Raw genomic sequence first — 15,128 nt, forward strand, 5'->3', positions numbered from 1 at the left:
GACGCTAATGTGCACGGTCACAGACGGTCAATCGGGGGACTGGTAACGATCAAACGATGTTTCGGACCGATCAATCGCGATCAATGATGACGTCACCATGGCCTAGCCATGGGTTGACACGGGGATCGGGCCGGGCGTGCGAACGGGGCGGTCGAGAGGGCGTCAGCCGAGGCTGCCCTGGTACTCCTCGAACGAGAGGATCTCGTCAGCGGGAGGTGCCTCGATCGACACCGCGCCGTTGAAGCCGCTCATGCGGATGGTCACGGACGACGTGCCGATGCTGACCTCGGAGCGGATCGGTCGTCCCTCGGCGTCCAGGTAGATCTTGTACTTGAGCTCCTCCGGCACGACCGTTCCCGCGTCGAGCTCACCCGCGGGGAGCCTGGTTGGGTCGACCATCACCGTGTATCGCTCGGCCGGGACGCCGTTCTCCTGGACCGAGCCCTCCCGCACCACGCTCGTGATCGCCTGCGAGAAGTCCCTCATGTCGCCGATGGGGTCGTACGCCTCGGTCATGCCGGTCGCCTCGACCCACAGGTGCTGGCTCCGCTCACCCATGTACATGTACATGACCCCGTCGAGCGAGATGGCGTGCATCATCACGTCCGGGTCGTCGGGAGCGGGCATGGTGAAGGACGCCGCGATCGGGCTCCGGGTGTAGTCGATGACCCCGGCGATGATCGAGGGGTAGCCGGCGTCCCAGAGCTCCATCTCGTACTGCGCCGTCTGCACGGCGTCGAGCCCCTGGGTGAAGTGGGCGAGGAAGGCCTCCGTGTCGTCACCGATCGCCGGGGCGGGGGAGGCCTGCTCGGCGGTGTTCTCGGCGTCCTCGGTGTCCTCGGGCGAGGGCGTGCTCTCCTGCGTGACGGCGTCGGCCTCGGTCGATGCGGACGGGCTGGTCTCCGCCGGCTCCGGCGCCGCGCCGTCCTCGCCGGACCCGCACGCCGCGAGCGTGATCGCGACGGCGCAGGCGGCCGCGAGCAGCGCGGGGGTAACGGGACGGCGGCGTTGCCGGGAGGTGGCCATGGTGCCGAACTTAGCGCCGAGCCCCGCCGGCCGCCTGCCAGGCCGGCAACGATGTGGTCACGATGCTGGTCGACGATCGAGCCGGCGACGCGACGGCCCGTGGTCACCTCCCGGACACACACGTGCCTTACGGTTGGATGACCGATCCCTTGCCGAAGGAAAACCCCTGTGAGCCTTGTCGCCGAGCACGCCATCGTCTCGATCCAGGTCGCCGACTTCGCCATGGCGGATCCGGGCGGCAAGGCCACGATCGTCGGGTCCGGCATCTCGGTGCTGACCCACACCGCCGGCAAGACGTCCACGACCCGCTTCAGCGTCGTCGTCGAGATCGAGGTCCCCTACGACCTGCTGCCCCAGGACTTCCCGATCGAGATCGCGCTGATCGACGCCGTCGGCGGCCTCGTCTCGCCCGGTGGGAGCCAGCCGCTGCGCATCGCGCAGCTCGCCAGCGTCGAGCGCCCGCAGCGCACCGCCGGTCTCAGCTACCCGCGCGAGGCGCTCCGCGGCCGCACGCGCCTGGTCGTCGACTTCGCGCAGGGCCTGCCGCTGCCGGCCGAGGCCGCCTACGCGTGGCGCGTGACGGTCGACGGCGACGAGACCCGCAACTGGACGTACCCCTTCGCCGTCGCGACGAACGGCGCCGCCGCCGGCGGGGGCCCCGTCATCGGCTGAGGTCCCTCTTCTCGCCTACCCCTCACCCCCTCCGCCGAGCATGTCTGCGGCTGCTGTATCGCGCTGATACAGCAGCCACACGCATGCTCGGCGGAGGGGCTGGTCGGCCAGAATGCGCTCGGCTGCTGTATCAGCGCGATACAGCAGCCAGGCGCGTGCTCGGCGGGGGTGGGTCGGGTCAGGGGCGGGCGTCGCCTCCGGCCGGGGCGCCCGGCGGGCGCTCGCCGTCCGCGCCGCCCATGCCGCCGGGCATGCCGCCTCCGCCGCCCATCCCGCCCGTGTGCTCGCCGGCCGTCACGGTGACGCCCGCACCGCCGTCGACCGTGACGGTGTAGCTCTCGCCGGCGGTGACCTCCGCTGAGGAGTAGACGACCGAGGCGACTTGCTTCGCCGTCGTGAAGCTCGCGATCTCCGCGCCGGAGGCGTCGGTGACGACGACGCTCGATCCCGCCGCCGCGGTCACCTGCGCCGACAGCCAGCCCTGCGACGACTCGGTCGACGGCGCCACGGCCATCCCCGCCGAGCCGACCGCCAGCAGCGTGCCGCCCGAGACGTCGAACGTGCCGTCGACGTCGAACGCCCCGTTGCCGTCGTTCGTCGGACCGTTGACGACGACGTCGCCCCCGGTCACCGTGAACGCCCCGTTCGCGTCGATCCCGTCGCCGTCGCAGCTCACGAGCACCGACCCGGCCGAGACGAGGATCCACGGCTCGGCCACGACGTCGGAGGCGGCGTTGATGCCGTCGTCGGACGCCGTGACGTCCACGGTGGCGCCGGCGAGCGCGACCGTCGCCCCCTCGACGCCCTCGGTGGAGGCCGTCACGGTGACGGCCCCGCCGTCGAGCACGACCTCGGCCTCGCCCTTCACGCCGTCGTCGACCGCGTCGACCGCGAGCGTGCCGTCGGCCACGAGGGCGTCGGTCTGCGCGGCCACGCCGTCGTCCCCGGCCGTCACCGTCGCGGTGCCGCCCAGCAGCGCGACGTAGCCGGCGGTGCCGTCCTCGGTGTCGTCGGACTTCAGCCCGTCGCCCCCGGCCTCGACCGTGAGGGTCCCGCCGGTGACGACGAGGTAGTCCTTGCCGCGCACGCCGTCGTCGACCGCGGTGACGGTGATGTCGCCGCCCGCGATGACGAGGCCGTCCTTGGAGGTGATGCCGTCGTAGGCGCTGCCGGTGACGCTCAGGGCGCCGGTGCCGGCGATGGTGAGGTCCGCCGTCGAGAACAGCGCGGCGTTCGGCTCGTCGACGCCGTCGGCGTAGACGTACGTGGCGGCGTCGGTGAGCGCGTTCTCGGAGCCGTCCGCAAGCACGACGACGACGCTCTTGGCGTCCGTCACCTGCAGCGGGGAGGTGGTGGAGGAGGTGATGTCGGCGCCGTCGAGCACGAGGCGCACCACGCCGTCGTCGGTGCTGTTCACGACGACCTGGCCGTCGGTCAGCGTCCCCGACAGCACGTAGGTGCCGGACGCGGTGATGGTGACGGTGCGGCCGTCGACGGTCACGCCGTCGCCGTCCGTCGAGGCCGTGTCGCCCTCGAGGGTGATCGCGACGGCGGAGCTCGCGTCGTAGTCGGCGTCCCCCTCCTCGTAGGCGAGGTTCGCGGCGAGGGCGTCGGCGACGGTGGTACTGCCCGTCGTCGCGACGGCGGCGGTCGAGGTGGTCGCGTCGCCGTCGGTGGTCGGGGTGTCGGTGGTGGCGTCGTCCGCGGACGACGTGCCGGTCTCCTCGGAGGTGCCGGACGCCGTCGCCGAGTCGGTGCTGCAGGCGGCCAGGACGCCGAGGCCGAGCGAGGCGGCGAGGACGCCTGCGCCGGCCTTCGCGAAGGCGGTGTGGCGGAGGTGGCGGGCGGTGGTCGAGGGACGCATCAGAGGCTCCTGGGGGTGAGGGTCGGGGTGGGGGTGGCGAGCTCGTGCAGGTCGCGCACGATGCGGTGCCAGCGGTTGTGGGTGAGCGGCTGGTCGCTGGTGAGGGCGAGGCCGCAGGTGTACTTCGACAGACGGGTGGGGCGGTGGCCCGCGCGCCACAGGAGGCGGTCGAGCTCGCAGGGGCGGCCCGTCGTCTTCGTCTCGACGACGGCGTGGCCCGGCAGGGTGAGGACGTCACCGGTGGGGGCGCCGGTTGCGTCGAGGGCGGCCCAGGTGAGGCGGGTGTCGACGGTCACGCGGCTGCCGCTCGCGGGGAGGTAGTAGGTGGTGCGGTCGTAGGTGACCTCGAGGACCGGGGTCAGGGCGCCGAGCTCGTGTCCGGTGCGCATCCGGACCGTGAGGGGCGCGAAGCGCTGGTGCTCGCCGCGCGTGGCGAGCGCGAGATCGAGCCGGTCCTTGACCGTCTCGCCGCGCGCGCTGCGCGTCTTCACCTCGAGGAAGCTGAGGCCGGAGTCGCAGTACGTGCGGCGGCGAATCTTGAAGCGGCTCGGACGGGCGCGGGCGGCCAGGTGGTAGGCGGCGAGGTCGGCGGTGTCGAGATAGGTGGACGCGTAGGCGTGGGTGGTAAGGCCGTCGATCGTGAGGATCCGCAGGTCCGGGTCGGCGGCGTCGACGAGGGCGAGCTGCGACGTCGGGAGGAGGTACTTGCGGTCCGTGCGGGTGAGCAGCGGCGCGGTGGCGACGAGCTCGTCGAGGGTGATCGGGGTGCTCATCGGGTCACCGTGAGGTGGTCGACGGCGGAGGTGGGGGTGGGGGTGGTGGCGCTCGTTGCGGGGGTGGCGACGGCGGGGGTGAGCGTGGTGCGGAGGGTGGGCTCCGCCGTCGTGATCCTGGTCGGCCGGAGCCGGTAGCGGACCTCCACCCAGGTGGAGTCGTTGACGAGGTCGAGGCGTGTGACGGTGACGGCGCGGACGTCGGCGCCAAGCATGGCCTCGAGGTGGTCGGTGAGCTCGGTCTCGTCGGCGATAGCGCGGTCGAGCACGATCGTCTGGCTGCGCGAGTGGGGGAGGAGGCGGGGGTGGTCGGCGATCCAGATGAGCCCGACGATGAGGCCCATGCCGGCCGCGGCGAGCCACAGCGGGGTGGGGGCGAGGCCGCCGAGGAGGCCGATCGCGAGCGAGGCGAAGTAGTAGGCGACCTCGCGCTGGCTGAGCTCGTCGGAGCGGAGACGGATGATCGACAGGACGCCGAGGAGACCCAGGCCGAGGCCGGCGCCGACCGCCGAGCTGGCGAGCGTCGCCGAGACGGTGAAGACGCCGATGTTGATCCCGAGGTAGGCCACGACCAGATCGCGCCGGTGGTGGCGCGGGTGGTAGAGGCCGAACACGAGAACGGCGATGGCGGCGAGGTCGGCCGCCAGCAGGGTGAGGGTGGTGCTGATCGTCATGGGGACTCCTTCGGTGAGGAGTCCCAGTCAGCCGGGGGTTGCTGTGCGGTGGCTGTGCGGGGGGTGGGGTGGTTGCTGTGAGGGTGCGGCGCTGCACAGGATCGAGTGGTGGGTGACGCGAGGCCAAGCCGCGTTTGGTCGGACTGGCTGCGGGAGGGTAGCCTGCTTCGAGCCGATCGGCGCCAGCCGCGTCCCGCCAGACGCGCTGGAGCCGCCCGGTCTTGGAGACGTCGCATAGTCAGGTCTAGTGCGCGGCCCTGCTAAGGCCGTGAAGGGGCAACTCTTCCGTGGGTTCAAATCCCACCGTCTCCGCGTGTGTGATGTCTCAGGACATCGGGATGGCTCGGACCCACGGATGTGGGTTCGGGCCATCGCTCATTTTGGGTGTTGGGGCTGGTAGTTGCGGGTGAGGTCGATGGTGATCTCGCTTGTAGTGGCGTGGATGACGGTGGCCTCGAGGTCGTGGACGAGGACTTTGACGTGGGTTCCGGTTTGGGCTCGTCCGACGGCGAGGTGGCGGAGCTTGCCGGCTACTCGGGGTAGTCCCTAGCCTTGCATCGTGACCACCTAGTGCAGGAGTGTCGGCGCATGGTTCGCGCGGCGGCTTAATGACCTGCAGGGCGGCACGGTAGGCGAGTGAGTCTTGGGACTCGGCGCGTTAGGCTCGTGCCAGAATTGTGGAGGATCCTTTGACAGAGGAACGGCGGCAGGAATCGCCTAGTAGGGGCGCGGATTCTCTGTTGGAGGGGCTTCGGGCGGTGTTGGGCGCCGATTCGGGAAGAGTCGTGCCGGAGACAGCGCTTGTTCGTGATGGTGGGCCGATTGTGATTGCGTTTTTAGTAGCGCAAGGAGCTGTGTCTGAACGAAAGACCGACGGGCGCTTCGAGATTGTCAGTGACGTGGCTCGCGCCTATATTGCAACCCTTGCCGAACATGTTGACTCAGGTGTTCCCCTCTATGAGGGCTGGGACAGGGCGGTCCCGGCCGGTTCGGTGGAGGGAGTTGCGCTTAACGGACCTTACCTCACGCTCAAAATCGAGGAGAGGCGCTTCTCGGGGTCGAAGAGCGTCCCCACTCGAGAGGTCCGGATAGTTCAGGCGGCAATTAAAGCCCGGTTTGCCCTGGGTTACGGTGACCGATTCCTCGTGAGGTGGGACGCGAAGGCACGATGCTTTCAGCCAGTCGGCGGCCACGTTCGCAACTCTGACACCGACACAGAACGGGCGATGCGACGGGAGATCGAGGAGGAAATTCCGGACGTAGTCTCGGGCGAAGAGTTCACGATCAGCCGCGTCGGTGCTGGAGTGACTGCTCAAGTATCTCGGACTACGTCGGCGTTGACCCAGTATGATATGGAGTTCTTCTCGGTCACTTTCGGAGCGCGCTCGCCTAGGCTGACGCAAATCGACCGTTGGGTCAAGCGTCAAGAGATGCTGAATGGCCGAACGCGAGATGGAGAGGCCATCAATGTTCTCGGCATGGCTCGGTCCCAGCCTGATTTCGATTCGTTTCTGAATCGCTTACCGTACAGCTTTCCGACGTCCCTCAAGCCGTCTCGGCAGTTGATATTGCGGCGCATCTATGAGTCGATCTTGCTCATCAGCGGCTTGGCCGGAATCGCGACCGTGGTAAGCATGCTGCACGGCGTCCTTAGGGGATAGTCATTGAGATGCGCATGCCGCGCTGCGTCCAAGGCCTACGAGTGGCCCACTGAGCTAGGGGCACTCCGAACGGCCGGGTGGCGGCCGCTGGCAGATTTCTCGCCGGTCGGGTGTTGAGTTCGATTTTCGTTGGCCTGGGTGGCGGCTAGGGGTCTTGGTTGTCGAGAATAGGGAGTGGCCAAGCTGCCTGATCGATGGCTTATCGAATCACCCTGGGTTTGGTGGAGTCGCCTGAGTTTGGGAACGAGGATGGACTCATGCCGAAGGAGCAGAGTGCGGGGAAGCCGACCACGAGGCGGTACTCCGATCAGGAGAAGGCCGCCGCAGTCCGGATGGTCCGATCGCTGCGAGCGGAGCTGGGGACCGATCACGGCACGGTCCATCGGGTCGCGACCCAGCTCGACTACGGAGTCGAGTCGCTCCGAATCTGGGTCAAGCAGGCCGACATCGACGACGGCGTTACGCCGGGGGTGACGACCGACGAGGCTGCCAGGGTGAAGGCGCTGGAGCAGGAGAACCGGGAGCTGAAGCGGGCGAACGAGATATTGCGGCGAGCGGCGAATTTCTTCGGGGCGGAGCTCGACCGCCAGAGCAAGTAGCCGCGTTCATCGACGCCAACCGCACGGACGTCGTCGAAGGCCGCCGGCTGGGGATCGAGCTCATGTGCAGCGTGCTGCAGGTGGCCCCCAGCACCTACTACGCCCGCAAGGCCCGCCCGCCCTCGGCCCGGCAGGTCCGCGACGCGGTCACTGGGTCAGAGCTGTTGTCGTTGTGGGAGGCGAACTACTGCGTCTACGGAGCTCGCAAGCTCTGGAAAGTGGCCGGCCGAGCCGGGCTCGACGTGGGACGCGATCAAGTCGCGCGTCTGATGCGGGCCGCGGGAGTTGTGGGCGTGCGCCGGACGAAACGGGTACGGACGACCCGGCCAGACCCGCTGGCTGCCCGCCATCCGGACCTGGTGCGCCGGGACTTCACCGCGACGGCTCCAAACCAGTTGTGGGTGACGGACTTGACCTACGTCCCGACGTGGGTCGGGGTGGCCTACGTCTGCTTCATCATCGATGCCTACTCCCGGATGGTCGTGGGCTGGCGGGCAGCGCCGACGATGAGGACCGAGACCGTGCTGGACGCGATCGAGATGGCTCGCTGGTCGCGCGGGGCGAACCTTGCGGGGCCGCGATGTCACAGCGATGCGGGCAGTCAATTCACCTCGCTGCGCTACGGGGAACGTCTCGCCGAGATCGGTGCGACGCCCTCGATCGGCACCGTTGGCGACAGCTACGACAACGCCCTGGCCGAGACTGTGAACGGCTACTACAAGGCCGAACTCATCCGAAGCCCCGCCCGCCAGCGGCCCTGGAAGAGCGTCGAGGACGTCGAGCTCGCCACCCTCGGCTGGGTCCACTGGCACAACACCCTGCGGCTGCACGGCTACCTCGGCGACGTCCCACCGGCTGAGTTTGAGCGGGCCTTTTATGCTGACCAGACCGACCACCACCAGGTCGTCGGAATCCAATAGCGCGACCCTCCATCAGACCCAGGGCGATTCAGTGCCAGGCCAGCGTCTCGGCGCCCGCGTCCAGGCCCGCCGCGACGAGCCGGGCGCGTAGCTCACGCAGGACCATCACGGTCTGGGGTGGAGTCGGGTTTGGGGAGGATCGCGGCCGTCGCGAGCGGGGCTCGAACGCGGCCTCACCCTCAGCGGCGTAGCGGGCCAGGAGCTTGTAGATCCAGGAGCGGTGCACGCCATGGCGGCGGGCGACCTCGGCAACCGAGACCCCCTGGAGAGTCACGCCGGTGATGACGAATCTGGCTGTCGACATGCCCGAGCATCCAGCCCCACCCCGAGCCCGCGCCGGGGTGATGCCGATGACGTGAGACATCGTGGCTCCGATGACCCGAGACAGCCGTCGCCCATGTCCTGAACCTGGACACCATAGTCTCCGCATTCTTTGTAAAGCATTCGCAAAGGCCCGAGCTCTCCTCAGCTCGGGCCTTTGCCGTGCTGATACCTGTTAGTGCAGTTCCCGCTGGGCGGGTAGCCGGCCATGCCTCTAGTCCAGTTGGACGCAGGGATCCGCTGGCCCGGCGGACGCTTCCTGTGGGCGTGATGAACGTAGGGGTCAAGTTGAGACCCTGATAGTGGTATAACGCGGTGCCCGGCCTGGGCCGGATGCGGTCATCGTGCTACACCGCTTTCTGGGACCCAACCAGGCGCGTGGACCCTGGTCAGGTGACCCGTCGGATCTAACGCGCCGCTCGGGGGCCAAGTAGTCGCGTTGGGGGTGGCATTCAGGGGCACGCGCGCGCTAGGGTCTTCGAATGGAACCTGAGACTGCCGATGACGCCAACCTGAGTAAACTTCTAGATCGAACTCTGACCGAGCTGGAGTTCGATGATCAAAGCGACGCTGATGAGTCGCCGGTTCCAGTCACTTTCTCCACTCAGGACTACCCTGTCGACGGCTTAGTATCCCGCCTTGAGCGCGGAACGATGTTGGTTCCGCAGTTTGGAACGGCGGACGCCAGAATTCATACAGCTGGGTTCCAGAGGGGGTTCGTGTGGACGAAGAAACAGATGGACAAGTTTATCGAGTCTCTGCTGCTTGGGTATCCAATCCCTGGGATTTTCTTGGTGAAGCAGGCGGCCGACAATCGACTTCTTGTGCTGGACGGTCAGCAGCGACTGGAGACCTTGCGTCTCTTCTATTCGGGGATCTATGAAGATCGTGCGTTCAAGTTGACAAATGTTGGGACCGAGCTTCAGGGGTTGACGTATGCAACTCTCGGCGACGAGCGACAACTCATGCTCGATAATTCCTTCATGCAGGCTACCATCGTAACCGCTGACGGGACGGCTGAGGTCAATGAGGCCGTCTATAGTATCTTCGAGCGGCTCAACTCCGGCGGAACCCAGCTAACCCCTCATGAAATCCGCATGGCGCTCTTCGCTGGGCCGTTGATGGACTCGATCGCCGCCATAAATGAAGAAGAAGGCTGGCGCTGGATATACGGAACAAAGTCCAAGAGGGCGCGAGATCACGAGTTGATCCTTCGCGCAATCGCTCTCTTCGAGCGGAGCTCTGAGTATCGGAGACCGCTCAAGTCGTTCTTGAACTCGTTCTCCGCGGACCGCCGTGACGTGGACGCGGCTGCGACCGACTCCGGCCAGTGGTTTGTCGAAGCATGTGAGATCCTCTCGTCCGAAGTCGGCTCTGGCGTATTGCGGCGGGACGAAGGCGGCGCCGTGAACGCTGCCCTTGCGGAAGCGATCATTGTTGCCTTGATGGAGCATCTCCGAGACTCGGGTAGTGCGCCCGAGAACCTCGAGGAGCGCGTTGCAACTTTGAAGTCCGATTCGCAGTTCCTATCCGCAACGGCTCGTGCCACTGCTGACAACGAGGCCGTACGGCAAAGGTTGGCGAGTGCGCGAGCCATCCTTGCCGATCGCGAGCAGTAGCCCGTGGGTGAGAAGGGCGTTACTGCTGCTTGGCCACCAGTTTCGGTGCGCCAGAAGTCCTTGGCACTCAAGGAACTGGCCGACGTGGTGCGGGGTGCAGACACTGCCGTGAGTTCGCACCTAAGTAGGTACTTAGTGGTGCGCTCGGCGGGGCTGCTCGAGGCTGTTCGTGATGACCTGATGGATCAACACTGTCTAATCGTCGGCCATCCTCGGCTGCGCCGTAGAATTGTAGCCGGGCTCCGCCTAGGGCAAGGAGTCCGACCGTCTCAGCTTGGTGATTTCCTGGGGACGTTTGACCCTGACTGGAGAGTGCAGTTCGAGGCGTACATGAGTGAGGACGATAACGCCCGAAGGGATCGCCTGGGTGCTATGGTTGACGCTCGCAAGAAGATCGCGCATGGCGATGGTGAGCAGGTTCGCGTTTCCAGTGCTTTGGTGTGGTCTGACACGGCTCTGGAAATTGCGTCTTGGCTTGAGAGGATCCTGTCGCCTAACGTTTCCAAATGAGTACTGCCGGATCGGGGTCGTGCTTGCAGCGACCCAAGAAGAATGTGGGCGACCCCTCGGGTTCTGAGAAGCTCAACGAAATGCCCGCTCCTATGGGACCGGATCACGCGAGGTAGTCAAACAGTCCTTCGCTGAGTGGGCGTTCCAGCCGTATGTGCATCCTGACCACCGGAAGCCGTTTTCCCGAGTCGTCCGGCATGCTGGTATCGATCGCTTCGCTTACCGCCGCCTTTCCCAGATAGTAATGGTCGGCCCCTTCCGCTCCGTCGCGCTGGACAAAGACGTGGAGCGTGGTTGCCCCTGATGTTAAGGCCCGTACGTCCTTGCTTTCGAGTGTCCGATTATTCTTTGAGAACCACCGCATCGTTTGCGGATCAAGGAGTTCGTCCTCGTATGCGGTGCGCGCGTCGACGTCGTGCGCCTTATGCAAGGTGGAGAAGGCTGCGCAAACGCCGAGATCCTCGTCGACTTTATACCCGTAGATCGTCGAGGCTGTGCTACGGGACCATCCCAAGATGCGTGCTGCATCGCGGCGCGAGTACTGCATCCCCGCAGTGAATGGCTCGTCGGGCGCGTAGCGCTCGGCGATGAGTGCGAAGCCCGTGGTTACCAGGTCGTGGGTGGCTGCGACGAGCGCCGGTGAGTCGGCCCACTCGGTTAGAAACTCTTGCGTGAGGCGTACGCGCGAACCTGCGACCTCGGCGATGCCGTCGACGTAGCGCTTCTGGTCTGCTTGTGGGTAGCGACGCAGGGCGAGCGTGTCGATCGCGCTCTCTACTTGAGTGTCTGATCCGAGCATGCCACGCGTCGCAATCCCTGCCGTCAGCTCGGACCTCGTGACGACCTCACGGTCGAGAAGGAGCTCGAGCAGGACGAGCTCGTGGAGTCGCTTTGCTGCGAGGACCTCATGGGAGAGCAGGGCGAGGTAGCGGCTGGCTCGCGGCGACAGAGTTGTCTCGACTCGCAGGAGCCTGCGGGCCAGCTCGGGGTAGTGCTCTTCGCGGGTAGCGAGGAGAACGGGGTCGACAGACTTGAATCGGTGGAAGTCGCCAAGGGTCGGCACGCGACCCACCCTGTCCCGCATCGCTGTCATCGCGAGCTTGAGGTTGCTCATGCTGTCGAGTCTGTTCTCCGTGATCGACCGCAGCACGCGATCTCGGGAGAGCTCGTCGAAGCTCACGCTGGATAGTCCGGGCAGTGAGCCTCCGTCAACAGCCTCGTTGAGCTTCTCGCGCAGGGACTCCTTATTCAGGGTCTGGTCCCCAAACAGCGCGATTGGGATCAGATAGTTGTTGGCGTAGTTGCCGATGAAGTCGATGACGACGAGATAGTCCTTGCCCGTGGCGAGCCGCAGGCCCCGACCGAGTTGCTGGACGAAGACGATCGCCGATTGAGTCTGGCGGAGCATCACCACTTGGTTCACAGAGGGAATGTCGACACCCTCGTTGAAGATGTCGACGGTCAGGAGGTAGTCCAACTCTCCTCGCTCGAGCTCAGCGACGCGTTGCTCGCGGTGCTCGATGCTGTCGTCACTGGTCAACGCCACCGTCCGGAGCGCTCTCCCTCTCAAGGAGCGGGCGTTCAGTGCCGCGGAGAGCGCCTGTGCCTCCTCCTTTCGGCTGCAGAAGATCAGTCCGCAAGGCTGCGTGCCGGCCTGGCCATACAGGTCGAGCTTCGCGATGAGGTGTTCGATGCGCTCGGGGTTGATGAGCCGGTTCAGTTCGGCCTCTGCCGTGAGGACGGTGCCGTCGTCGAAGGCCACATCGGCTACCCCGTAGTAGTGGAATGGACTGAGCATCTCGGCCTCGAGGGCGTCGTGCAGACGGATCTCGTAGGGGACGTTGTAGTCGAAGAGCTCGAAGACGTTGAACGCGTCTGTGCGCTCCGGCGTCGCCGTCATTCCCAGCAGGAAGCGCGGCTTCAGCGTGTCGAGCACGCGCCGGTAGGTCGGCCCTCCGGCGCGATGCGCCTCGTCGACGATGACGTAGTCGAAGGCGTCGGGGTCGATCCCGTCAAGCACCTGTGGCTGTGAGAGGGTCTGGATCGTCGCGAAGACGTAGCGTCGATCTGCCTGCTTGTATCGGCCGGTGAGCTTGCCGTAGTCGGAATCGGAACCGCCCAGCACGTGCTGATAGGACGCGATGGTCCGGTCCAAGATCTGCTCTCGGTGGACGATAAAGAGCAAACGACCGGGCGCGGCGGCCCGCACGTCGAGGGCGGACAGGATGGTCTTGCCGGTACCTGTCGCCGAGATGATGATCGCCCGCTCCGCACCTTCAGCTCGCGCCAGCGAGAGCGCGAGGAGTGCATCCTGCTGCATCGCGTTCGGCTGGATGCGCTCAGCCCCTACGCCGAGCGGTGTCCGGACGGCAGCACGAGGCGGAGGCGGCACGTAGCGGCTCGCGTACTCTGCGATCCACTCGGCGGTGAGCGGCGTGGATGATGAGACTTCCCGTCCGACAAGCTCCTCGAACTGCTGCGCGAGGTGACTCCCGCGGGCAGCGGAGACCTTGAGATTCCACTCATGGTTGCTCGAGAGCGCCGCACTCGTCAGGTTCGAGCTTCCGATGACCGCCGTGAGGCTGGGTCCGCTCTCGAAGACGTATCCCTTGGGGTGGAACGCTTGGGAGTGGTGGATCCGGACGTCGAATCCGAGCTGTGTCTTCAAGGCCAGCAGCTCTGCGAAAGCGTGGGGGCTGTTGAAGGCGAGGTAGTCCGAGGTGATCACGGTGCCGTGACCATCGAAGTCGATCAAGTGCTGCTTGAGCTGTGCGATCGCCCCTGGGGAGATGAACGCCACCGAGAAGATGAAGCGCTCGCAGCGACGAAGCTCCTCGAGGAGTGTGTGCTCAACGGTGGTGCCGTCGCCGTTAAGGACGAGTCCGGGGACGTGGTGTAGCGGCGCCGCGACCTCGACGTTGAGGTACCCGTAGTGGAGGTCGCTACTGAACTGCTCTGACCAGTCGGCCGAATCGTTCATGCGCCCAGATCGGCCATGATGCGCCGGACGGCAGGGATGTCGGCGGGTGCCCACTCAAGGGTGTCGAGGTCGGCAGGCTTCAACCACGCCAGGTCGGCGTGTTCGGTCAGCTTCGGTGAGCCCGATACGAGGTCGCAGTAGAAGGTGGTCAGCGTGACCTCGCCAAACGGGTACACGTGCGTCGTGGTCTCCACCTCGTCGCCCACGCGCACGGTGCAGTCGAGCTCTTCGTCGATCTCACGCTCCAGCGCGCTTCTCGGTGTCTCGCCCGACTCGATCTTCCCGCCCGGGAACTCCCAAAGGCCCGGAAGCGATCCGTCCGGGCCGCGCTGCGCGCACATCACCAAGCCGTCTCGGAGAATGACTGCTCCGACGACGCGAATCTTGCGCACGACCTGGCCTCCCGTTTGCTCGTCATCCGGAGGGCTCCGAACCAGCTCGTTGAGCTTAGCTGCGGCCTGGCGGGGTCGCTCAGGACCCGAGACGAATCGGTTCGCCGGGCGGTCGCGCCATCGTCCGGGCAGCATGAGGAGTGACCGATCAAACGCTGCGAGACGAAGGAGTCCCTATGCCCCACCTGCTCTGCTTCGAGTTCCCCTCCGACGGGCCGTTCGGCCCCGAGGCGACGCCCGTCTACAGCGAGCTCGCCGGCGACATCGCGCACGAGGACGGCCTGATCTGGAAGGTGTGGACCGAGGACGCCGAGCGCGCTCGCGCGGGCGGCGTCTACCTGTTCGCTGACGAGGAGAAGGCCGCCCGGTACGTCGAGAAGCACTCAACCCGCCTCGGAACCTTCGGGATCACCGACATCGAGGTCCGCTCGATTGGCGTCCAGGGCGACCTCTCTAGCATCACCCACGCCACCCTCGCCTGACCCGCCGCGCGCCCAGCCCTGGCGCTCCGCTGCCGTCAGGGCTGGACTGGTCCCATGACCGTCGCCCGCAGCGCCGCCCTCCTCGTGGTTCGCCCCGACCCCGACCCCGACCCCGACCCCGACCCCGACGCCGGTCCGCTCCTCCTCATCGGTCACATGGGCGGCCCGTTCTGGGCGCGCAAGGACGCCGGGGCGTGGTCCATCCCCAAGGGCGAGCACGCCGACGACGAGCCGGCCGAGGCCGCTACGCGCCGGGAGCTCGCCGAGGAGACCGGCTACGTCTACCCGCCCGACGCCGAGCTGGTCTACCTCGGCGAGTTCGCCCAGTCCCGCAAGACCGTCCGGGTCTTCCTCGGCGTCGAGGAGCCCGACCTCCCAACCACCTGGGACCTCGCCGACTTCCGCAGCAACACCTTCGAGCTGGAGTGGCCGCCGCGGTCGGGCAACATGCGCGAGTTTCCCGAGCTGGACCGCGTCGGCTGGGTCTCGACCCAGATCGCGCGCACGCTCCTGGTGAAGGGCCAGATCCCGGCGGTCGAGGCCGCCGTCACCCACCTGGGCGAGGAGACGAGCGACCCCGCGGTCGCCCGGTTCCATCCGCCGGCCTGAATGTCGTACCTCAGGCCTACCGTGAA

General features: G+C 66.5%; 13 protein-coding genes and 1 tRNA gene. 7 read left to right on the forward strand and 7 right to left on the reverse strand.

All coding sequences use genetic code 11. The annotated features are described in order from the left end of the window. Positions 1-162: 162 nt before the first annotated feature. On the reverse strand, positions 163-1,026 hold the full coding sequence (locus tag C8046_RS13310; RefSeq protein ID WP_109229865.1) for a hypothetical protein: 864 nt from the start codon (positions 1,024-1,026) through the stop codon (positions 163-165). 168 nt (positions 1,027-1,194) lie between these two features. Between C8046_RS13310 and C8046_RS13315 the strand changes: the two genes are divergently transcribed. Next, positions 1,195-1,698, forward strand: a complete 504-nt coding sequence (locus tag C8046_RS13315) for a hypothetical protein (protein ID WP_109229866.1) — start codon at positions 1,195-1,197, stop codon at positions 1,696-1,698. A gap of 178 nt (positions 1,699-1,876) precedes the next feature. Here C8046_RS13315 and C8046_RS13320 read toward each other — a convergent pair whose 3' ends face one another. From C8046_RS13320 to C8046_RS13330, 3 genes are read right to left on the reverse strand one after another with little or no spacing between them, the layout of a single operon-like run. Continuing rightward, positions 1,877-3,562, reverse strand: coding sequence for a carbohydrate-binding domain-containing protein (locus tag C8046_RS13320; RefSeq protein WP_109229867.1), 1,686 nt, complete (start codon positions 3,560-3,562; stop codon positions 1,877-1,879). Further along, positions 3,562-4,335, reverse strand: a complete 774-nt coding sequence (locus C8046_RS13325) for a polyphosphate polymerase domain-containing protein (protein WP_109229868.1) — start codon at positions 4,333-4,335, stop codon at positions 3,562-3,564. The genes C8046_RS13320 and C8046_RS13325 overlap by 1 nt, the downstream gene beginning before the upstream one ends. Then, positions 4,332-5,009 carry a DUF4956 domain-containing protein gene (locus C8046_RS13330; protein WP_109229869.1) on the reverse strand — a complete coding sequence of 226 codons (678 nt, stop codon included), beginning with the start codon at positions 5,007-5,009 and terminating at the stop codon, positions 4,332-4,334. Before C8046_RS13330 ends, C8046_RS13325 begins: the two co-directional genes overlap by 4 nt. A 223-nt stretch (positions 5,010-5,232) precedes the next feature. Here C8046_RS13330 and C8046_RS13335 point away from each other — a divergent pair. The 3 genes from C8046_RS13335 to C8046_RS13345 all read left to right on the forward strand — a co-directional run bounded on the left by C8046_RS13335 (position 5,233) and on the right by C8046_RS13345 (position 8,189). Continuing rightward, positions 5,233-5,321: transfer RNA gene (locus tag C8046_RS13335), tRNA-Ser, on the forward strand. A 542-nt stretch (positions 5,322-5,863) separates the two neighbouring features. Beyond that, positions 5,864-6,670: a hypothetical protein gene (locus C8046_RS18115; protein ID WP_146197164.1), complete on the forward strand. Its 807-nt coding sequence runs from the start codon at positions 5,864-5,866 to the stop codon at positions 6,668-6,670. A gap of 257 nt (positions 6,671-6,927) precedes the next feature. Further along, a protein-coding gene (locus tag C8046_RS13345; RefSeq protein WP_109229871.1) for an IS3 family transposase occupies positions 6,928-8,189 on the forward strand; the annotation gives its coding sequence in 2 pieces (ribosomal slippage) (positions 6,928-7,231 and positions 7,231-8,189; 1,263 coding nt in all). Between the two features lie 28 nt (positions 8,190-8,217). Here C8046_RS13345 and C8046_RS13350 read toward each other — a convergent pair. Next, positions 8,218-8,493 (reverse strand): helix-turn-helix domain-containing protein, encoded by a 276-nt coding sequence (locus tag C8046_RS13350; protein WP_158277220.1) that lies wholly within the window; start codon positions 8,491-8,493, stop codon positions 8,218-8,220. Between the two features lie 499 nt (positions 8,494-8,992). Between C8046_RS13350 and C8046_RS13355 the strand changes: the two genes are divergently transcribed. Next, complete coding sequence (locus tag C8046_RS13355) at positions 8,993-10,129, forward strand: DUF262 domain-containing protein (RefSeq protein ID WP_109229873.1); 1,137 nt, start codon at positions 8,993-8,995, stop codon at positions 10,127-10,129. Positions 10,130-10,742: 613 nt separating this feature from the next. Here the strand turns inward: C8046_RS13355 and C8046_RS13360 are convergent. Both C8046_RS13360 and C8046_RS19520 read right to left on the reverse strand, forming a co-directional pair. After that, positions 10,743-13,619 (reverse strand): DUF3427 domain-containing protein, encoded by a 2,877-nt coding sequence (locus C8046_RS13360; RefSeq protein WP_109229874.1) that lies wholly within the window; start codon positions 13,617-13,619, stop codon positions 10,743-10,745. Further along, positions 13,616-14,011 (reverse strand): (deoxy)nucleoside triphosphate pyrophosphohydrolase, encoded by a 396-nt coding sequence (locus C8046_RS19520; RefSeq protein WP_268921370.1) that lies wholly within the window; start codon positions 14,009-14,011, stop codon positions 13,616-13,618. Before C8046_RS19520 ends, C8046_RS13360 begins: the two co-directional genes overlap by 4 nt. A gap of 176 nt (positions 14,012-14,187) precedes the next feature. On the opposite strand from C8046_RS19520, the gene C8046_RS13370 reads away from it, so the two are divergent. Then, entirely contained in the window at positions 14,188-14,493 is a 306-nt protein-coding gene (locus C8046_RS13370; RefSeq protein ID WP_109229876.1) for a monooxygenase, read from the forward strand. A 54-nt stretch (positions 14,494-14,547) separates the two neighbouring features. Further along, a complete protein-coding gene (locus C8046_RS13375; RefSeq protein WP_109229877.1) occupies positions 14,548-15,102 on the forward strand; it encodes an NUDIX domain-containing protein in 555 nt (184 codons plus the stop codon). Positions 15,103-15,128: the final 26 nt, after the last annotated feature.

Origin of the sequence: Serinibacter arcticus (genome assembly GCF_003121705.1) — a bacterium.
Classification (GTDB): Bacteria; Actinomycetota; Actinomycetes; order Actinomycetales; family Beutenbergiaceae; genus Litorihabitans.